Raw genomic sequence first — 18,631 nt, 5'->3', positions numbered from 1 at the left:
TTCGGATCCTTATATCGTCATCCTGAATGCAACCCCGAAAATCGCCCTCGGTCCCGTGTTCATCATCTGGCTGGGGGCCAATACCACTTCGGTCATTGCACTGGCCGTATCCATCACGCTTTTCGTGGCGATCCTGTCGTTTTACAGTGCCTTCCGACAGACCGACCCACAGAAATTATTGCTCGTGAAGGTGCTCGGCGGCAGCAAGTGGGAGCAGTTTTCGAAAGTCGTCTTCCCCGCCGCCATTCCGACCATCATTGCGACCATGAAGGTCAACATCGGACTTGCGCTGACCGGAACCATCGTTGGTGAATTTCTCGCAGCCCAGGCAGGTTTGGGTTACCTCATCATCTATGGCCAGAACATTTTCAACATGACGCTGGTGATGACCAGCCTGGCGATCCTGGCGGCAATTGCCACCCTGATGTATCTCGGTGTGTGGCTGCTGGAGCGGCGCTTCGATTACGAGAGGTCCTGAAGATCGGGGGAATTCCCGCCCCCTTTCCCGGGATACTCAAGAACCAAGCTTTAGCTGCTCGGCCAGGAAGCGCGCGATTGCATCCTCCAGGCTTATCGTCCCACCCCGCCCATCCTGAAGCGGGGTCGTCGAAGGATAGAAATGATTTGCCCCGGGTATTTCGTGCGCAGCATGCTTTAGTCCGATGGCGGAAAAATGTTCGCGGAAGCGAGGCCCCTGCGCCAGAACATAGTCGAGGTCTTTGGTGCCCCAGGTAAGGAAGACCGGCGCCGCTTCCGCGCTCGGGATGTTCTTGGCCATGTCATGCGGATCCATGTACCCGGAAAGGCAAATGACCGCTGCTGCCGGCGCCCGTTCGGCAAACACCGCATGCATCGCGACACGGGCGCCCGCGGACCAGCCACCGGCTACCACACGCGATGGGTCAATCCCGAACCGTCCGGCGTTGTCACATACCCAGCGCAGGGCAGTGGCGCCGTCATCGATAGCCCCCTCCATGCCGCGCCACAATGTCATGTTGTCCGCATAGGGAAGCCCGAGCATTTCGCGCACCTGGTCCACCCGGGACCTGGGGATGGCCTGCGGGTCGCTCATCGCGATGGTATTCCCGGGGTCGGGATCTTCCGGCACAAGCCGGTAGCCGATCGAGAAGCACACATAGCCCCGCCGGGCGAATTCATGGCAGTACTGCGCCATCGCGGTACTGCGCGATCCGCCGTGTTCAAAGCCGTCGTCTTCCTTGCTGCCACGGTGGAAAGCGCCACCAAAAGCCAGCACCAATGCCGGCGACAGCGTGCCGGCGGGTCGCCCGACTGGCTCGTACACATCCAGCAGCAAATCACGTTCTCGCCGGTCCGTCGTGGCGTGAACGCCTGCGCGCCCGAAGCACAGGTCGCGGGTGATTTTTACGTCGAATGATTTATCGATATATCGCATGGTCGTGCCGCAGCCTCAGTCAGGCTTGATGTTTGCGTCCTTGGCAAGCTTGGCCCACTTCGCAAGGTCGCGGCGCAGTGCATTGCCCAGCACTTCCGGACCAGCGGCGGCAGAGTCCACGCCCATTACGGTCAACTTTTCACGAACCTCGCTCTCGGAAAGTGACTTGTTGATGGCAGCGTTGAGCTTGCCGACAACGTCCGCGGGCATCTTTGCGGGGCCAAGGATGCCGTACCAGGTGCTCACCTCAAACCCCGGAACGCCCTGCTCTGCCACCGTTGGCACGTTCGGCACCGCCGCATTCCGTTGTGGCCCGGTGACGGCAATCAATCGTGCTCGTCCCGCCTTGGAAGTTTGTATGGCGTTGGTCAGTGCGTCGAAATATACCGAGACGCGGCCAGCAACCAGATCGGTCATCGCCGCCGGTCCACCCTTGTAGGGCACATGGAGCATGCGGGTATTCGTGCTCGCCATGAAAAGTTCGCCCGCCAGATGGGACACCGTCATATTGCCGAATGAAGCCAGGTTGATTTTTCCCGGATTGGCTCGCAACCAGACCAGCAAGTCCTGCACCCCAACCCCAGGCACCGCGGAATTGACGACCAGTCCCAGGGGCGACGTCCCAATCATGCCAACCGGTGTGAAATCATTCAGCGGATCGAACGGGACTTTGCTCACTGCTGGATTGATTGCCTGCGTACTGGCAGTGGCAAGGATCAGCGTGTAACCGTCGGCTGCGGATTTGGCGACGAAATCCGTAGCGATGGCACCCGACGCTCCGCCCTTGTTATCCACCAGCACGGACTGACCGAGAATATCGCCCAATTTTTGCGCCATTACCCGCGCGAGAATATCGGCGGAACCGCCCGGTGGAAATGGGACGACAAGGCGCAATGGCTTGGTCGGGTAACTGGTCTGGGCAGATAGCGGAGTATGAATACCAAGCATCAGAAACATAACGGCTACTATCCGGACCAACTGATGCATAAGCGATTTGATGGACATGACTCTCCTTCGGGGCAGAACCAAAACAGATGGTATTGGCTGCATTAGCTGCATTGGGTGAACTGGGCGCATTGGTTGCGATGATGCCTGAAGCGACATCGTGCAAGCTTACCATTAAGAACTTTGTAACCAAGTAGAACCGCCCATCTACGCGAACATCGAACTAGCCTTTTTATAAAGGTAAAACTCGTAGATGAAAAATTCCCCTCGCACAGGCAAAACCCTCATTTCTCTCACCGTGGCCACGCTCATTCTCACCGCTTGCGGCGGTGGTACTGGAGACTCCGGCAACACGTCCGCTGCTGGCAGCACGAACGGCAGCCTTCCCAGTAGTCAACTTGCGGCCAGCGTCAGCCTGGGTCATCAATTGCCGGCGATAGCGAACAAACCGACTGGCAATTTATTCCTGGCCCAAATCTTTACTTCCGACAATGGCGACCCCACCGATGGCCCGGCCGGACAAGATGCCGGCGCCTATCGGCTGACCTTCAACGAGAGCTTTGACGGCCCACTCGACACCGCCACCTGGAACACGGAGCGCACCGGCGGCGGCAACGCGACCACAAACTACAGCACCAGCGGTGGCGCCTTGAACATATGGCCAGAGCGCGGTTCTGACGGGAATTTCTTCGATCGCACGCTGGATACCGAAGGGCGCTTCGCGCAAAAATACGGCTACTTCGAGATTGAAGCCAAACTACCGAAAGGCAAAGGCGCATGGCCTGCTTTCTGGCTGTTCAACCAGTTGGGCGAAAGGCGGCCGGAGATCGACATCATGGAAGCCTATCCCGGCGGCGAGTCACCATGGTCTGCGCCGGGCGCGGACGGAACGACCACGGCAACCATGTACGCCCCTGTGGTCTGGAATGACTCGACCAGTCGCGCCGGCTACGGCAAGATCGCCACACCGGACCTGGCGGCCGGCTTCCATAAATATGGCGTGAAATGGGAGCCCAACCGCATTACCTTTTACTTCGACGGGATAGAAGGCTACTCAATCGATGCGGCGCTCTCGGATCCGATGTACATCATCCTGGATCTGTGGTTTGGCAGCGCCAGTGGCTCGCCGGACGCAAGCACGCCGACCGGCGCATCCAATGCGTTCGCCATCAACTACGTGAAGGCCTGGCAGCACCGCTGATACTCCCGGCATTGCCCCTTCAGGACAAAACCCCTCGCGCCGAGGGGCTTTGTTTGTCAGCCCAGGTGACGGACAAGGAAGCCAGCCGGGGCAGCAGCCGGCCGGTGGCGTCTTGCCAGGTCGCCGGTGCCACTACTACTTGCTCTTTCCCTGCTCCACTTTAGCGGCGCCGCTTTTACTGCCAACACTGGCTCCGCGCGCCGATTCAGTGGTGACGCCCTCGCTATAAGCCTCTGCCTTTTCAAGGGGCCGGCTATTAATTGCCGCAGAGGGAATTTCAGTGCGGCTATCTTTTGCGCTGGCAGCGGCCGTATTTTGCCCGGCATTTGGAGTGGATTGCTTGTACTTTTGCACCACCCTGTCCTGCGCTTTTTCAAGTTTCTGCTTTTCAAGCTCGACGTCCTGGGCGGCTTTTTGTTTGGACGCTTCGGCTTTGGCTAACTCTTCCTCAGTGGGGGCCGGCAATTTGCTCCAGGCGGCACCGGCGCCGAAGATCAATACTGAACCCAGTAGCACAGTGGCAAGGGACGAACGTTTCATGACTTCTCTCCTCAAATGGACAGGCAAGAAGCGAAACTCGTGCCGGGGGCAGCGAACACAAATACCAACCATTAGCCGCGGGCAAAAGTCGATTGGGACTGGATTTTTACACGCAAGGTTGCGCTAACGACGTTTCAATCACTATCGGAGCCTTCAGATGCAGCTATCCACCTTCATCAATAATAATATGCAAACCATCTTGAAGGAATGGGAGTCTTTTGCAAGAACACTTTTTCCCTCAGACACTGAGATGACCGCCTTGGTATTGCGTGACCACGCACAGCAGATGTTGGAAGAAGTTGCGTCAGGAATCGACTCCAGGCAAAGTCGGCAAGAATCATCTGGGAAGTCGAAGGGATTGGCTGAAGACGACACCAACAGTGCGGCATCGGTCCATGGCACGTTGCGGCAAGAGGTCGGCTTTACGATGATTCAACTGGTCGCAGAATTTCGAGCACTGCGCGCTACGGTTCTGCGAATGTGGTTGCCGAACGTTCGTGAGTTATCGGAGTCGACTACCAACGACATGGTGCGTTTTAATGAGGCAATCGACCAGGCAGTAGCGGAATCGGTTACCCGCTATACCGAAAACACGGACCGTTCGCGAGATATATTCCTGGCAATCCTCGGTCATGATTTGCGCACCCCTTTGGCTGCCATGGCAATGGCCGGCGACTACCTGACAACGCCAGGCATGGGCACACACAAGAAAAACGACGTCGGGATGCGGGTGAAACGAAGTGCTGCAACCATGGCTCACATGGTCAATGACTTGCTCGAGTATTCACGAATCCAGATCGGCAACGACATGCCGGTTGACCGCAGGCGGACCGACGCGCTAGGGGTTTGCAAGGCAGCTGTGGATGAAGTGCGCGCGGCGCATCCGGACTGCGAAATCCAGCTGGATTATTCCGGAGACTTGACGGGAGAATTTGATGGCCCGCGCCTGCAGCAAGTAATAACCAATTTATTGACGAATGCGGTCCAATACCGGGTGAAAGAACAGCCCGTTACGATTTCCGCCTACAGGGAATCGGACAAGATTATTGTGCAGGTACGCAACCGGGGCCCACTGATTCCTCATGATTCGCTTGAGAGGATATTCAACCCGCTCACCCAACTGTCTGGAAACAACCAGAATGAAGGGCGCCCTTCTACCAGCTTGGGGCTAGGTCTGTTCATTGCACGCAAGATTACTGAAGCGCATCAGGGAACCATTACTGCACAGTCGACGGAAAGTGAGGGTACGGTATTTACTGTCACGCTGCCAAGGGAGGCGGCTTGAGGGGGAATGATCAGGTACATTCGCTGTGCGCAAGGGAGGCCTTCGCATCGTGATCGAGGCCATTTTGTTGACGACCCAAATCCCGAACTCCTTCAGCCCAGCGTCGACAAAGCCCTCCAGCCCACGCTGGATACGCGATTAACTTTTTGCGCGGATATGGTCGATCACGCGCTCAAATGGCCTCCCTGCGAATCGACGGTCATCCTCCGGGGGTCGACATGCACTTCATACCCGCCGGCCATGGAAATCACGCGAAAGGCCAATGGCATCTCCTTCATCATGGGCGGCTGAAGGTGCCGATCATTTCATTTCCCATTGGAATTTTCGCTTATTTATGTATGATGAATTAATACAAATTTAAAAATTGGAGACGGCAGGTGATCAATCGAACTATTTTCAACCGGCTGGTGGCATCTGCATTCCTTGGAGCGCTGGCCCTTTCAGCGCAGGCGCAGGATGCATCATCGAAAAAGCCCATCAGAATAATTGTTCCGTATTCGGCGGGCGCGGTAACGGACATGCTTGGTCGCCTGGTGGCAAAGAATCTCAGTGAGAGCCTGGGCGTATCGGTGATAGTCGAGAACCGGACTGGCGCTGGTGGCACGATCGGTACTGACCACGTCGCAAAATCAGCCCCGGATGGACTCACCCTGCTGCTTGGCGCAACCGGTCCCGTTTCCGTGGGCAAGGCGCTTTATCCGAAGCTGCCCTATGACCCTGCAAAGGACTTGACGCCGATTGCGCTGATCAGCCGCGTTCCCTTCGTGGTCGTGGCGCATCCTGATCAGCCTTTCAAAAACATCGCGGATATCGTAGCGGCCGCAAAAGCAAAACCCAACTCGATCACCTACGGATCTGCCGGCAACGGAACGCCGCAGCACATCATTGGTGAAATGTTCAAGCAGGCAACCAATACCGAACTCACGCATGTCCCTTACAGGGGATCGGCGCCTGCCACCATCGACCTGCTGGGGAACCAGGTCGCGATCATGTTCGACAACCCGGGGCCGCTGGTGCAGCACATTAAAACCGGCCGCCTGAAGGCACTCGCGCAAACCGGCCCGACTCGCAGCGCGGCGTTTCCTGATGTACCAACGATGAGCGAAGCCGGATTGAAGGGCTTCGTCGCTACGCCTTGGTACGGGATCATGGGGCCGGCCAACATGCCGCCCGCCATTGCCGAGAAATTGAACAAGGAAATCAATGCTTCGCTGGGCAAGCCTGATGTGATTGCAAAGCTGGCAGAAGCGGGGCTCACCACTTCACTGATGTCGTTGAGAGAGATGAGAACTTTCCTGGACGGTGAGTCGATCAAGTGGGGCGATGCGGCACGCCGGTCCAACGCATCGCTGGATTGAGACCATGCCGCACATTACCGTAGAAGTGCCGGGGCCTCTGTCGAGCCGGATCGACTGGAAAAAATGTTTTTCAGATCTCCACGCATCGCTGGCGGCCCAGGGTTTTGCCCGGGTAGAGGATTTTAAAAGCCGCGTCATTGTGCTCGACGAATGGCTGGTAGCGGACAAGGATAGCTCCGCTGCCTTTATCTTTGCGACCTTGCAGACCATGAACCCACGCCCGGCAGAAATGCTTCGTTCGATGGCCAAAGCCATACATGAACGACTTGAGCAGGAGGCGCGGGCGGTGGCAGGACACAGTTGGGTACAGTGCTGTGTTCGCATTCAAGCCACGGCTCCGGAGGATTACTTCAAGAGTCACATCAATCCACCGGCGCTCAAGGAGGGAAATTTCAGGGCAGGCGAAAAGTAGCCAAGCCCCGATTTGAACCTCGGTGAGTGCGGCGCTGCCGCTATCGTTTCCCGAACATGTCGCCAATGCCGGACGCGATTCCGCTGATTCCCGATGAGTCTGCTTGACTGCCTCCCATCACACTATCGATCTGGGACGCAACCGGGCCCGGCAGCTTCTCCTTCAAGAATCCCAATACCGTCTCGACTGCGCTCATCGCCTTATCCTGCGGCAGGCCGGTGCGCTCCATCAGGCGCTGGATGATTTCGTTCATGGCTTTCCTTTCGTTGACGGAAGTGAATTAGGATCGACGCAGATAATTCAGCGGGATCCCAAGGCCACGGTAACCCTGTTTGGCAGGGTGCGATCTTGCGCCGCATCAAGCGAGGAAAAACTAAGGTGCGGAGGATCCGTTAACCGGGGGCGGCTACGTGGCCGATGCGCAGGAACCTCATTGGAGCCGCATCGACCGCAATAAATACTCGTCAGATTCAACTATCCATCAGCCATTTTCTTTAAAGAAATCCAGCATGCGGCGACTGGCGTCGCGCGTCGTATCTTCGTTGTAGATGTATCCATCCCGCGTCTGCCCGTCCTTATCCCATCCGTGGGTAATGCCAGGGTAAAGGTGCCATTTGATTGGTTTGCCCGCGGCTTTCATATCCTCTATCAGCGGGAAGCAGCTTGCCGGCGGAGTTTCGTCGTCTTTCTCGCCGAACAGCATCAAAAGCGGACGGTCAATTTGCGGCGAGAGGATATCGCGCCCCTGGAACTTGCACGGGGAGTAGTTGGCCACTGTGGCCCGGAAACGGGCTGGCGTACCGATCCACGTTGCAACTGTCGGAGAAGCCAGCAGCGTGGCAACAAAGCCGCCAAATGAATAGCCCGATACATAGATCCGATTTTTGTCGACGAAGGGATAAGCGGACAAATGCGCGTGGGCCGCATACGCGTCATTTGCGCCGACGACAGCGGAAATCGCATTCCGATTCCCCGGTCCGCAGTCCTGCTGCCCGCGCGGATTGTAGCTGTCCTGCATCAGGACCACGAAACCCTGCGCAAGCATTTCGCGACCGTGCTTGCGCATGTGCGCGTCTTTGATGCCGCCGCAAGTGTGTATCAGGACGACCGCAGGAAATGGGCCTTCTCCTTTTGGCTTGAAGACCCTGTTGGACAAACTGGTAAAGGCACCGATCTCGTCGCCGACTTCCTGCTTGAAGCTCACTGCAGGGTACTTCCGCAACAGCTCTTGTATCTGCGGCGGTGCAGCCTGCGCCTGGACTGCGCTCGGTTGCGCTAGCAGGCCCGTACCCAAAGACATGGCGAGCAACACTGCCGGGATATTCAACATCCTGGTTATTTTTTTCATTTATCTCCCTATTTTTGTTGGACGAATTTCTGAGCCGAATATGATTTGCGCTGGAATATTGGCATCGCCAAGCCGCCCGGTCAGGCACCCGGCGTCAGCAACATCGCCGCCACCGCAACCGCCATCACCGCCACACACAACCAACCAAGCCACTTCAGCCGGGGCGGTATCACCAGCCGCCCCATGATCTCGGTGCGCGACGCCATCAGCATCATCACGCACATGATGGGCACCGAGATCACACCGTTGATGACAGCGCTCCAGACCAGCGCCTTGATCGGGTCCAGCCCGGTGAAATCCAGCCCGATGCCGATCAGCGTGGACACCACGATGATGGCGTAGAACTGCGGCGCCATTTCTGGCTTGTCCTCAAGACTGTTCTTCCATTTGAATGCGCCCGCCATCGCATACGCCGCTGAACCGGCCAGTACCGGAATGGCGAGCATCCCGGTGCCGATGATGCCCATGCTAAATAGCATGAACGCAAAGTCGCCCGCGATCGGCCGCAGCGCTTGCGCCGCCTGGGCCGAAGTCTGGATGTTGGTCAGCCCGTGCGCATGCAAGGTCACCGCTGTCGTCAGCATGATGAAGAACGCGACCAGGTTGGAGAAGCCCATGCCGAACCAGGTATCGACATGAATCCGCTTGAACGCGCCGCGTGCATCCTCCGGATGCGCCTTCAGGGGCCGCGCATGGGGATCTGCCCGCATGTCCTCCACCTCCTGCGACGCCTGCCAGAAAAACAGGTACGGACTGATGGTGGTGCCGAACACGGCAACGATGGTGGTCAGGTAAGCCGGTTGCCACGACAGCGATGGCAACAAGGTTTTGGCCAGCAGTTGCGACCACGGTACTTGCACGACAAAGACCGTGCCGACATAGGCCAGCAAGGCCAGCGTCAGCCACTTCAGCAGCCGCACGTAGCGGCGATACGGGATGAATACCTGCAGTAATGCCGACAACACGCCATAGCCCACCGCGTACCAATGCGTGGACCCGCCAAAGACCAGTCGTGTTGCGTCCGCCATTGCGGCCAGGTCGGCGCCGATATTGATCGTGTTTGCCACCATCAGCAACCCGACGATCGCGTACAGCAACCAGCGCGGATAGTGGCGACGGATATTGGTAGCCAGCCCATGGCCGGTCACCCGGCCAATTCGTGCGCTGATGACCTGGATTCCCACCATCAGCGGATAGGTGAACAGCAAGGTCCACAGCATGCCGAAGCCGAACTGCGCACCGGCCTGCGAGTAGGTGGCGATACCGCTGGGGTCGTCATCGGCAGCGCCTGTGATGAGGCCAGGGCCGAGCTTTTTCAGCCAGCCGCCGGCGGCGGGCGCGGGGGTGACGCTGGGCGATGCGGCGTCAGGGGCTTTCATTTTTCGGGGGATCCTCCCGAAGGGATGGCGTTGATCTTAGCCTGTTGGCCGGGATGGCTCGCCGGGACAGATCAACTTCGTTGTGTCTTTCAGCCCGAAAGCTTTTCCATCATCCAGTGCGCCGCCTGCAAGAGCCCCCGGTCGCCACCGATCCTCCCCACCGCCTGCATCCCGACCGGCAAGCCATGCGCGCCGGTCATGAAGGGCAGATGCACGCACGGCACTCCCAGCAGTGTCCACATCCTGCTGAACACCGGGTTACCGGTGGCCAGAATGCCTTCGGGCGCAGTCCCTACCGCGCTCGGTGCAAACAGCACATCGCAGGAATCGAACACGCTGTCGATCAACTGCCGCCCCAGCGCCGCACCGGCCAGGTTGCGCTGATGCTGCTCGACGCTGATTGACATGCCGCTGGCCAGCAATGCGGCGAGATCGCTGCTCAGCATGGCCGGATGACGCACACGCTCGTGCGCCAGGCTGCGGGCAGCATCGAACGCCATGACCTCGGTCTGGACTTGCACCATCGTTGACAGATGCGCTGGCAGGTCGATCTCGGTCACCACTGCCCCCGCAGCGGTCAAACGCCTGCGTGCGAGGTCGAACGCGGCCTGGGTATCCGGGTCGGCCAGGGGCCATTCATGGGTACGGCACAGGCCGATGCGCAGGCCATCGACGTTGCCGGTGTCGGCCAGGCGCTTGTCGCCGGTCAGCGCGGCGACGAACAGCGCCACGTCGGGCACCGAACGGCCAAACGCGCCGATGGTGTCCAGCGTTTCGGACAGGCTTTTGACGCCGGCGCGCACGATGCTGCCATAAGTCGGTTTGTACCCGACGACGCCGCAAAACGCGGCCGGCCGGATCACCGATGCGGCAGTCTGCGTGCCGAATGCCAGCGGCACCATGAAGTCGGCGACAGCGGCTGCCGACCCACTGGATGAGCCGCCCGGTGTGTGGCCAGGGCGATGCGGGTTATGCGTTTTACCCGCATGAAAAGTCGCGAACTCGGTGGTGACGGTTTTGCCCAGCACGATCGCGCCAGCCTCGCGCGCCAGCGCGACCGCGGCAGCGTCTGAGTCTGGAACATGATTGGCGTAGATCGGCGAGCCGTAGCTGGTGGCGATGCCATCGGTGTCAAACAGATCCTTGACGCCGATCGGCAAGCCATGCAACAGCCCGCGCACCGGACCGCTGTCCAGCATGCGTGCCTGCGCCAGTGCGCTGTCAGCGGCGACCTGGGTCCAGGCTTGCACGGCCGGCTCGCGCTCCTCGATCCGGTCCAGGCAGCTGCGCACCAGTTGTTCGGCGCTGATCTCGCGCTGTTGCAGTTTGACTGCCGCTTGGCTGGCGCTCAGCCGGTTCAGCTCGGTTGGCTTCATTGCTGGCACCAGTCGAGCATGATGTTGCGAAAGACTTGTTCTGCCGCGCGGATCTTGGAGACGTGGCAATACTCATCGGTCTGGTGTGCCATCTGCGCTTCACCGGGGCCGAGAATGACGGTCGGCGGATTGCCGAGCGGCCCGCGCAAGGCTGCGGCGTCGGTAAAGTAGGACACGATTTTGGGCTGCAAGGGTGCGTCGAACAAAGGCTGGCAATGGCGGAATACGCTTTGCATCCACGGATCATCCGGTTCGGTGAACACGCTGCCGACGTCGAGCAGGGTTTGCAGTCCGATCGATGGCCCCATCGTTTTGCACAGGCAGCCCCAGATCTGCTTGTGTTCCTGGCCGGCTACGCTGCGGATGTCGATCGTCATTTCGGCCGCGTCCGGCACCGAATTGATGTTCAGTCCGCCGCGCATGGTGCCAACATTGAGCGTGCCCTGCCCCATCAATGGATGCGGCGGTGTGTCGAAGCTGAATTGCTCCATTTCCAGCGCAGCGCGCGCGATCTTGTAGATGGCGTTGTCGCCATGCTGCGGCATCGAGCCGTGCGCAGTGACGCCGGTGGCGCTGGCGCGCAGCCAGAACGCGCCTTTGTGGCCGACCAGCGGTTCGTTGCCGGTGGGCTCGGCCACGACCAGGGCGCCGGCCTGGCCGACAATGTCGGCGGCGTCTTCCAGGCTCACCAGATGGAACGCGCCTTCGCAGCCGGTCTCTTCGCCAGCGGTAATGACCAGCGTCACGCCTGCGCTGTCTTTCAGTTGGTCGGCCAGTGCCAGCGCCGCTACGGTGAACGCCGCCACGCCGCTCTTCATGTCGCTGGAACCGCGTCCGTACAATTTGTCGCCGACGATCTCGGCGCCAAACGGCTCATGCGTCCACTTCGCCGAGCCCAGAGGCACGAGGTCGACATGGCCGGTGAAGCAGATCGGCAACTTGCCCGGCTTGCCGCCAATGCGCGCCACCAGCGTGCTGCGGCGCGGCGCGAATTCGACCAGGCGGCAGTGATAGCCGGCCGCACCCAGCAGGTCGGCCAGGTAATGGGTGCACTGGTCCTCGTTGCCGGGTGGATTGATGGTATCCATGCGCAGCAGCGTTTGCGTCAGCGCGACCACATCGACCGGATTACCGGCGGCCGCGGCGTCAGCGGTGGCAGCAGCGCCAGACGCAGATGACGTATTGATTGGATGAGCGGACATGACAGTCTCCTTGTATTGTTCAGCCAAAATAGGCGGCGCGGACTTCTTCGTTCTGCGCCAGCTCCTGCGCGCTGCCCTGGGCCACCAGATGTCCCTGCGACAGCACATAGCCGTAATGCGCAATCGCCAGCGTCTGCCGCACATTCTGCTCGACCAGCAGCACGGTGATGCCAAGCTTGTTGATCTCGCTGATGATGCGAAAGTTCTCCTTCACATACAGCGGCGACAAACCGAGCGACGGCTCATCGATGATCAAGAGGCGCGGCTTGGCCATCAGGCCGCGCCCGATCGACACCATCGCCTGCTCGCCACCGGACATGGTGCCTGCCAGTTGGGCCGTGCGTTCCTTCAGGCGCGGAAACAGTGCGTACACTTCCTCGGCGCGGCGCGCGATTTCTGCACCGGAGGTTTCCTGATAAGCGCCGACTCGCAAATTTTCATCGACAGTCATCTTCGGAAAAATCTTGCGGCCTTCCGGGATACAGGCAATGCCGCGTCCGATCACCTGATGGGTCGGCACGCCGCGCAAGGATTTTCCTTCAAACAGGATCTCGCCCTGGTTCGGCGGGGTCAGGTTCAGTATCGAGCGGATCAGTGTGGATTTACCCGATCCATTGGAGCCGAGGATGCAGGTGATGGTGCCCTCTTCAACCGTCAGCGAAATGCCGTGCAGCACATCGATGCGGTCATAAGCGGTACGCACGCCAGTGATGGTCAACATGCTCATGCGGCGGCCTCCTGGCCCAGGTACGCGACTTGCACTTGCGGGTCGGCGGTAATTTCTGCGTAGCTGCCTTCGGCAATTTTCTTGCCGTAGTTCAGCACGACGCAGCGCTCGGTAATACGCTGGATCACATTCATTTCATGCTCGATGATGACGATGGTGAACGGCCCCAGCTGCGAACGCACCTGCAGGATGTCGTCCATCAGTTCATTGGTTTCGTCGTGGGTCATGCCGGCGGATGGCTCGTCCAGCAACAGCAGGCGCGGCTTGCTGATCAGCGCGCGGCACAGTTCGACCCGGCGGCGGTCGATCATGCTGAGGCCGCCGGCCGGCTGGAACAGCTTTGCAGCCAGCTCCTTGTTGAAGGTATTGAGCAGCGCATGCACCATCTCGACCGTGCGCTCGTATTCCTGCCGCAGTTGCTTGCGCTGGAACAGATTGGCAAACAGGCCGAGCTCGAAATGCTGGTAATTGCCGATCGCCACATTGTCGAACACGGTCATGGTCAGCGACAAGCGCGAGCGCTGGAAAGTGCGGGTCACGCCGGCCCGATAAACCTGCTGCGGCGTGTTGCCCCGGATGTCGCGCCCATCCAGCAGGATATCGCCGGCGCTGGGTGCATACAAACCCGTGACGACATTGAAGAACGTGGTCTTGCCGGAACCGTTCGGGCCCAGCAGCCCCAAAATCTCGCCGTCGAATACGGACAGGTCCAGCGCGTCCAGCGCAGTCAGGCCGCCGAAGCGCATGGTCAGGCCGTTAGCCTGCAGCAATGGCGTCTTCATGATTTGGCCCTCCCCGGGAAGTAGTTGCGCACCGTGCGCGGCAACAAGCCGTCCGGCCGGAACAGCAGGATGAAAATCACCAGCAGCGCATACAGGAAGAAGCGGTATTCCTGGATGAACTGCAGCTTCTCCGGCAGGATCAGCACAATGGCCGCCGCCGGCAAAATGCCCCACGGATTACCAATGCCACCCAGGATCAGGATTGACACCAGGATCAGCGAATCGGCGAAGGTGAAATTATTCGGCGCGACATAACCGGTCATCAGGCCGTAGGTTGCGCCGGCCAGGCCGGCCAGGAAATTGCCGATCGTGAAGGCGACGATTTTCCAGCGCGCGATCTGCACACCGAAGACGGCGGCGCCGACTTCGTCGGTGCGCACCATGTCCATCGACAGGCCGATCCAGGACCGCTCCAGCCGCCGCACCAGCACGAAACTGACCACGCACAACAGCAGCGCCAGCAAGACGAAATTCGTATAGAACGAAAATTCGACACCGGCAATTTCGATATTGTCGCTGAGCGACCAGCCGAAAATTTTCATGGTGGGAATTTTCAAGCCTTGCGGACCGCCGAGCGTGTCGTTGACTTCCAGGAAATTCTTGAACAGGATGCCGAACGCAATCGTCACCAGCGCCGCATAGTGTCCGCGCGTGCGCAGCACCGGCAGGATCAGCAACGATCCGATCAGCGCCGCCATCAGTCCGCCGACTGCCAGTATCAGCAAATGCGGCAATGGGCTGTGTACGCTCAGCACCGCTGCGGTGTAACTGCCGATGCCAAAGAAGGCAGCGCCGGCAAAGTTGACGATGCCACAGTAGCCGAACTGGATGTTCAGCCCCAGTCCCACGACCGAATACAGCAACACGGTTGCCAGCAGCAGCAAGGCAAAATGGACATCATGGAAGGCCAGCATCAAGGCCAGTACGGCCACGACGCAACCAGCGCCGAGCAGCTTGGGTGCGGCCGCAGCGGCCTCGCCCAGCGGCTTCATCAGTTTGGTGCGCCGTGAAATCAGCGCGGCCACGATCGCCGCGATGAACAGCGAGATCACCTCGGTCTGGGTTTCGGCGTGCAGGATGGCCCAGGCGTACACCGTCATCAGGATCATCGCGCCCACCAGCAGGGCGGTCGATGCGGGCGATGCGGCCGGCGCCGCCATTGGTGCAGCCGGTGGTACAGGGACAGCAGTCGTTGTTTTTTGCATGATTTATACCCGCTCGCTGCTGCGTTCGGCAATCAGTCCGGTTGGCTTCCAGCCAATCAGGATGATCACGATGGCGAAGGCGAACACATCCTTGTACGCGCTCGGAATATTGCTGCTCAATAGTGGCAGCACCACGGCGCCGATGGTCTGCAACGCGGCAAACAGAAAGCCGCCCAGGATCGCGCCGTAAAAATTGCCCAGCCCGCCAAGGATCGCGGCGGAGAAGCCGATCACGCCAAGCAGCAAGCCAATATTGAAACTGATTTCGTTGTAATACAGGCCGTTCATCAGGCCCGCCATTGCGGCCAGCGCCGAGCCCAGGCCAAAGGTGATCAGCACGACGCGCTCAAAATTAATCCCCATCACGCGCGCAGTCTCGCCGTCCTGGGCGACAGCGCGAATCGCCAGTCCGAGCCGGGTGCGGGTAATCACGAAGCGCAAGGCAAGGATGGTGGCCAGGCCGGTCAGCAGCAGGATCAGGCTGTCGGCGCGCAGGCTCAGTGCGCCCAGGTTGAGCTCGGTGGCTGGCAGCAGCCGCGGAAACGGTTTCGGGTTGGAGCCGTTCGGATAGAACAGTCGCACGCCTTCGCGCAGCGCCAGGCCCAGCATCAGGGTAATCAGGAGGATGTTGATCGGCGGCGCGTTCTTCAGTGGCAACACCAGGAATTTTGCGACCAGCGCGCCGATGGCGGCGATCAGCGTCAGCGATACCAGCAGCATTGCCGCCAGTTGCAGCCACGGGTTGGTGATGCCGATTGCATCGACCCCGATATAGGTCGCCAGGCCGACAAAGGCGCCGACCATCAGCACATCGCCATGCGAAAACTTGATGATGTCCATCACGCCGAAAAAGAGCGTGAAGCCCACCGCCACCATGGCGTAAATCATGCCCAGCATCAAGCCGTTGACGACATACTGCGAAAATATTTCAAGGCTCATGCTGCCCTTTCGTTGTCATTCTTTGGACGTTGTTGTTCGCGCTTGTTCATTGCCATTCGTTGCGATTGCTTGCGATTGCGCGCGAAGGACCACCCTCTGATCCGTTGTGCGCGGATTCGACGCCGCCGGCCCGCGACAAGCCCGGGCCGGCGGCGTCATCCTGAACCGACGCTGATTACGAACCGCTCAGCTTGCGCTTCTTGCTGGCGTATTCACTGTCTTCCCACAGCACCCATTTGCCGTCCTGGACAACGTACTTCGAAATCAGCGGGACGATATTCTGCCGGCGATTGTCGAAAGTCACTTTGCCAATGATGGTATCGGCGTCCTTGGTCGCATTCAGCACATCACGTACTTTCTTGCGGTTCGGGCCGACCTTCTCGATGGCGTCCAACAACAGCGATGTGGCAGCGTAGGCAAACGGGCCATAGGCTTCCGGCGCTTCGTTATATTTCTGCATCTTGTAGTTGGCGATGAACTTCAGGCCGCCCGGCAGCTTTTCCCAAGGTGCACCTTCGATGAAGGACAAGGAGCCTTCGGCCAGGTTCTTGCCCAGGCCCTCGATATAGGCGTCGGACTTGATGCCCGAGGTGCCCTCGAACACCGCCTTGATGCCCAGCTTCTCCATCTGCGAACGAATACGGATGCCGATCGGCGTCAGGCCACCGAAGTAGATGACATCGGGCTTGAGTTGCTTGATCTTGGTCAGTTCAGCGGTGAAGTCCTGCTGGTCGGCAGTCACGCCGAAGGTGCCGAGGATCTGGCCGCCTGACTTGGCCATGTACTGGCTGAAGTATTTATTGTGCCCTTTGCCGTAGTCGGTGGTGTCATGGATCACGGCGTATTTCTTGTAGCCCAGGCCGGTCATGAATTGCACCGCGACTTCATTCTGGTTGATCATCGTGCCATTGACGCGATGGACTTCCTTGAAGTCGTTGCCGTAGGTAATTTCCGGCAGAACCGCACCCCAGACGATCGCTGGCATGCCGAACTTGTGATAGACGTCGACCGTGCTCATCGCCACTGCCGAGCAGTAATGGGTGATACCGCCAATGATGGAATTGTCGGACGCGGCCTTGGTCGCCACCTGCACGCCGACGTTCGGCTTGCATTCATCATCGAGCGATACCAGCTCGTAGGTGTATTTGCTTTTCGGGTCGGCATTGCGCAGGCGCACTGCCAGATCAGCCGAATTGCGGCCGCCCACGCCGTTGGCCGACACGCCACCCGACAAAGGCCCGATAAAGGCGATTTTGACTTTGTCCTTGGCGCCGGCCGGCAATGCGCCGAGCGTCAGTGACAGCGCCAGCGCTGCCAGTCCTGCGGTTTTCAAGTACGACTTCTGCATTTTCTATCCCCTTGCGGCTTGTTGAATAACGACGATCGGACTTGCGTTTGAAGCGGTCGGTAAAACAGTAAATAAGTCAGATTCTGTCAATCAGGTAGATCAGGTGAATCAGTCAGCAACCAGTAAAAATAGTCGTCAATCACACACACGGCCACCGGGTTTTTTCCCGCCCATTCAAAAAGTAGGCGGCGTGTTGACCCAGACAATGCGCGCGGTATTGGCGCCGACATTGCGATAGCCATGCGGGGTCTGGCTGGCGAAGTGAAACGAGTCGCCGGCTTCCAGCACATAGCGTTCCTCGCCCAGCGTCAGCAACAGCGAGCCGGTCAGCACGTAGCCGATTTCCTCTCCCATGTGCTCGATCTGGCCCTCGCTGCCGGCGCCAGGTTCAACGATATGAATATGCGCCTGCAGCAGTCCGCCGCCCATGTTGACCGTCAATTTTTCGAGGTTTATGCCATGCGCGGCGCGGCGGGCCACTGCCTGCACTGGCCGCTGGCCTGCCCGCAATACCGGGCCATTGTCCGGCGGGCCTTCCGCCGTCAGCGAAGAGATATTGGTATGCAGCGCCAGCGCCAGCCGGTGCAGCATGGACAGCGACGGTGCAGCCAGGTTGCGCTCCACTTTGGAGACTGCGCTTTCCGAACACTGGGCACGCTGCGCCACTGCCTTTAACGTCAAGCCATGCAACAGACGGGCGTGCCGTACACGCGCGCCGAGATCGGCCGGCGGCAAAGCGCTCGCCTGCGCAGTCGCCAGGGCAGGCGCCTGTGCGGGTGCTTGCCCGCCTTGTCTCGTTGGGCTGTCACCGCTGGCCCGAAGGCGGCCAGCCGGCGCAGTCGCTTTTTTTGTCATGGATGTCCGGATTCGAAGCTGTCGGCAGTCGGATGAACCAAAGAAGTGCACTTTCTTCCGATTCAAGGCACTTGAATGATAAGCAGCAAATTGCGTGCCGGCAAGTTTTCGGAGCAAATCGTTTGTTATGCCTCGCTTTGGCGTGCGTCAGCCACAGGAAAGCTAGAATGGCACTCTTTTTCGCGATCAGTCATTCCCGCCAGACAAACCAAGGGGGCCTGCGCAAGAGAAACCGATATGACTCGCATTGAACCTGGCGCCCCATCCCTATTCCGATTCCCATGATTCCAAAAAAGTTTGAACACCTTTTGTTTG

At 59.3% G+C, this 18,631-nt stretch carries 19 protein-coding genes; 5 read left to right on the top strand and 14 right to left on the bottom strand.

Annotated features, from left to right (window positions below):
• Window positions 1-478 (top strand): ABC transporter permease (locus tag Q7T64_RS15160; RefSeq protein WP_304797412.1); only part of this gene is annotated, 478 nt, incomplete at its 5' end.
• Window positions 479-514: 36 nt separating this feature from the next.
• On the opposite strand, the gene Q7T64_RS15155 is transcribed toward Q7T64_RS15160, so the two are convergent.
• Window positions 515-1,414 carry an alpha/beta hydrolase gene (locus tag Q7T64_RS15155; RefSeq protein WP_304797410.1) on the bottom strand — a complete coding sequence of 300 codons (900 nt, stop codon included), beginning with the start codon at window positions 1,412-1,414 and terminating at the stop codon, window positions 515-517.
• A gap of 15 nt (window positions 1,415-1,429) precedes the next feature.
• Window positions 1,430-2,419 (bottom strand): tripartite tricarboxylate transporter substrate binding protein, encoded by a 990-nt coding sequence (locus Q7T64_RS15150; RefSeq protein ID WP_304797409.1) that lies wholly within the window; start codon window positions 2,417-2,419, stop codon window positions 1,430-1,432.
• 238 nt (window positions 2,420-2,657) lie between these two features.
• On the opposite strand from Q7T64_RS15150, the gene Q7T64_RS15145 reads away from it, so the two are divergent.
• Window positions 2,658-3,560, top strand: coding sequence for a glycoside hydrolase family 16 protein (locus Q7T64_RS15145; RefSeq protein WP_304797407.1), 903 nt, complete (start codon window positions 2,658-2,660; stop codon window positions 3,558-3,560).
• A 135-nt stretch (window positions 3,561-3,695) separates the two neighbouring features.
• Here the strand turns inward: Q7T64_RS15145 and Q7T64_RS15140 are convergent, their stop codons facing one another.
• Window positions 3,696-4,100 carry a hypothetical protein gene (locus Q7T64_RS15140; protein ID WP_304797405.1) on the bottom strand — a complete coding sequence of 135 codons (405 nt, stop codon included), beginning with the start codon at window positions 4,098-4,100 and terminating at the stop codon, window positions 3,696-3,698.
• 157 nt (window positions 4,101-4,257) lie between these two features.
• Here Q7T64_RS15140 and Q7T64_RS15135 point away from each other — a divergent pair, with 157 nt between their 5' ends.
• The 3 genes from Q7T64_RS15135 (at window position 4,258) to Q7T64_RS15125 (ending at window position 7,155) form a co-directional block, all read left to right on the top strand.
• On the top strand, window positions 4,258-5,385 hold the full coding sequence (locus tag Q7T64_RS15135) for a sensor histidine kinase KdpD (RefSeq protein ID WP_304797403.1): 1,128 nt from the start codon (window positions 4,258-4,260) through the stop codon (window positions 5,383-5,385).
• A gap of 518 nt (window positions 5,386-5,903) precedes the next feature.
• Entirely contained in the window at window positions 5,904-6,743 is an 840-nt protein-coding gene (locus Q7T64_RS15130; RefSeq protein WP_304797416.1) for a tripartite tricarboxylate transporter substrate binding protein, read from the top strand.
• 4 nt (window positions 6,744-6,747) lie between these two features.
• Window positions 6,748-7,155: a 5-carboxymethyl-2-hydroxymuconate Delta-isomerase gene (locus tag Q7T64_RS15125; protein ID WP_304797401.1), complete on the top strand. Its 408-nt coding sequence runs from the start codon at window positions 6,748-6,750 to the stop codon at window positions 7,153-7,155.
• A 40-nt stretch (window positions 7,156-7,195) separates the two neighbouring features.
• Here Q7T64_RS15125 and Q7T64_RS15120 read toward each other — a convergent pair whose 3' ends face one another.
• The 11 genes from Q7T64_RS15120 to Q7T64_RS15070 form a co-directional block, all read right to left on the bottom strand.
• Window positions 7,196-7,408 (bottom strand): hypothetical protein, encoded by a 213-nt coding sequence (locus Q7T64_RS15120; protein WP_304797399.1) that lies wholly within the window; start codon window positions 7,406-7,408, stop codon window positions 7,196-7,198.
• Window positions 7,409-7,636: 228 nt separating this feature from the next.
• The gene (locus Q7T64_RS15115; RefSeq protein ID WP_304797396.1) at window positions 7,637-8,503 is read right to left on the bottom strand and encodes a dienelactone hydrolase family protein; all 867 of its coding nucleotides are present in this window, start codon (window positions 8,501-8,503) and stop codon (window positions 7,637-7,639) included.
• Window positions 8,504-8,583: 80 nt separating this feature from the next.
• Window positions 8,584-9,882 carry an NRAMP family divalent metal transporter gene (locus Q7T64_RS15110; protein ID WP_304797394.1) on the bottom strand — a complete coding sequence of 433 codons (1,299 nt, stop codon included), beginning with the start codon at window positions 9,880-9,882 and terminating at the stop codon, window positions 8,584-8,586.
• 89 nt (window positions 9,883-9,971) lie between these two features.
• On the bottom strand, window positions 9,972-11,258 hold the full coding sequence (locus Q7T64_RS15105; protein WP_304797392.1) for an amidase: 1,287 nt from the start codon (window positions 11,256-11,258) through the stop codon (window positions 9,972-9,974).
• On the bottom strand, window positions 11,255-12,460 hold the full coding sequence (locus Q7T64_RS15100) for a M20 family metallopeptidase (RefSeq protein ID WP_304797389.1): 1,206 nt from the start codon (window positions 12,458-12,460) through the stop codon (window positions 11,255-11,257). The genes Q7T64_RS15105 and Q7T64_RS15100 overlap by 4 nt, the downstream gene beginning before the upstream one ends.
• A 19-nt stretch (window positions 12,461-12,479) precedes the next feature.
• A complete protein-coding gene (locus Q7T64_RS15095; RefSeq protein ID WP_304797386.1) occupies window positions 12,480-13,187 on the bottom strand; it encodes an ABC transporter ATP-binding protein in 708 nt (235 codons plus the stop codon).
• Window positions 13,184-13,969, bottom strand: coding sequence for an ABC transporter ATP-binding protein (locus Q7T64_RS15090; RefSeq protein WP_304797383.1), 786 nt, complete (start codon window positions 13,967-13,969; stop codon window positions 13,184-13,186). Before Q7T64_RS15090 ends, Q7T64_RS15095 begins: the two co-directional genes overlap by 4 nt.
• A complete protein-coding gene (locus Q7T64_RS15085; RefSeq protein WP_304797380.1) occupies window positions 13,966-15,174 on the bottom strand; it encodes a branched-chain amino acid ABC transporter permease in 1,209 nt (402 codons plus the stop codon). The genes Q7T64_RS15090 and Q7T64_RS15085 overlap by 4 nt, the downstream gene beginning before the upstream one ends.
• A gap of 3 nt (window positions 15,175-15,177) precedes the next feature.
• Window positions 15,178-16,113: a branched-chain amino acid ABC transporter permease gene (locus tag Q7T64_RS15080; protein WP_304797377.1), complete on the bottom strand. Its 936-nt coding sequence runs from the start codon at window positions 16,111-16,113 to the stop codon at window positions 15,178-15,180.
• Between the two features lie 175 nt (window positions 16,114-16,288).
• Window positions 16,289-17,461, bottom strand: a complete 1,173-nt coding sequence (locus Q7T64_RS15075; protein WP_304797374.1) for a branched-chain amino acid ABC transporter substrate-binding protein — start codon at window positions 17,459-17,461, stop codon at window positions 16,289-16,291.
• A 174-nt stretch (window positions 17,462-17,635) separates the two neighbouring features.
• Window positions 17,636-18,316, bottom strand: a complete 681-nt coding sequence (locus Q7T64_RS15070) for a helix-turn-helix domain-containing protein (protein ID WP_370653344.1) — start codon at window positions 18,314-18,316, stop codon at window positions 17,636-17,638.
• Window positions 18,317-18,631: the final 315 nt, after the last annotated feature.

Source organism: Lacisediminimonas sp. (assembly GCF_030645335.1).
Taxonomy (GTDB): Bacteria; Pseudomonadota; Gammaproteobacteria; order Burkholderiales; family Burkholderiaceae_D; genus Lacisediminimonas.
This window is presented reverse-complemented; position numbering and strand designations above follow the sequence as displayed.

What these genes read in the sequence shown, in the direction of transcription:
- Q7T64_RS15155 (WP_304797410.1), bottom strand. Translation starts at nt 1,414, where the DNA reads ATGCGATATATCGATAAATCATTCGACGTAAAAATCACCCGCGACCTG.
- Q7T64_RS15150 (WP_304797409.1), bottom strand. Translation starts at nt 2,419, where the DNA reads ATGTCCATCAAATCGCTTATGCATCAGTTGGTCCGGATAGTAGCCGTT.
- Q7T64_RS15140 (WP_304797405.1), bottom strand. Translation starts at nt 4,100, where the DNA reads ATGAAACGTTCGTCCCTTGCCACTGTGCTACTGGGTTCAGTATTGATC.
- Q7T64_RS15135 (WP_304797403.1), top strand. Translation starts at nt 4,258, where the DNA reads ATGCAGCTATCCACCTTCATCAATAATAATATGCAAACCATCTTGAAG.
- Q7T64_RS15130 (WP_304797416.1), top strand. Translation starts at nt 5,904, where the DNA reads ATGCTTGGTCGCCTGGTGGCAAAGAATCTCAGTGAGAGCCTGGGCGTA.
- Q7T64_RS15125 (WP_304797401.1), top strand. Translation starts at nt 6,748, where the DNA reads ATGCCGCACATTACCGTAGAAGTGCCGGGGCCTCTGTCGAGCCGGATC.
- Q7T64_RS15120 (WP_304797399.1), bottom strand. Translation starts at nt 7,408, where the DNA reads ATGAACGAAATCATCCAGCGCCTGATGGAGCGCACCGGCCTGCCGCAG.
- Q7T64_RS15115 (WP_304797396.1), bottom strand. Translation starts at nt 8,503, where the DNA reads ATGAAAAAAATAACCAGGATGTTGAATATCCCGGCAGTGTTGCTCGCC.
- Q7T64_RS15110 (WP_304797394.1), bottom strand. Translation starts at nt 9,882, where the DNA reads ATGAAAGCCCCTGACGCCGCATCGCCCAGCGTCACCCCCGCGCCCGCC.
- Q7T64_RS15105 (WP_304797392.1), bottom strand. Translation starts at nt 11,258, where the DNA reads ATGAAGCCAACCGAGCTGAACCGGCTGAGCGCCAGCCAAGCGGCAGTC.
- Q7T64_RS15100 (WP_304797389.1), bottom strand. Translation starts at nt 12,460, where the DNA reads ATGTCCGCTCATCCAATCAATACGTCATCTGCGTCTGGCGCTGCTGCC.
- Q7T64_RS15095 (WP_304797386.1), bottom strand. Translation starts at nt 13,187, where the DNA reads ATGAGCATGTTGACCATCACTGGCGTGCGTACCGCTTATGACCGCATC.
- Q7T64_RS15090 (WP_304797383.1), bottom strand. Translation starts at nt 13,969, where the DNA reads ATGAAGACGCCATTGCTGCAGGCTAACGGCCTGACCATGCGCTTCGGC.
- Q7T64_RS15085 (WP_304797380.1), bottom strand. Translation starts at nt 15,174, where the DNA reads ATGCAAAAAACAACGACTGCTGTCCCTGTACCACCGGCTGCACCAATG.
- Q7T64_RS15080 (WP_304797377.1), bottom strand. Translation starts at nt 16,113, where the DNA reads ATGAGCCTTGAAATATTTTCGCAGTATGTCGTCAACGGCTTGATGCTG.
- Q7T64_RS15075 (WP_304797374.1), bottom strand. Translation starts at nt 17,461, where the DNA reads ATGCAGAAGTCGTACTTGAAAACCGCAGGACTGGCAGCGCTGGCGCTG.
- Q7T64_RS15070 (WP_370653344.1), bottom strand. Translation starts at nt 18,316, where the DNA reads ATGACAAAAAAAGCGACTGCGCCGGCTGGCCGCCTTCGGGCCAGCGGT.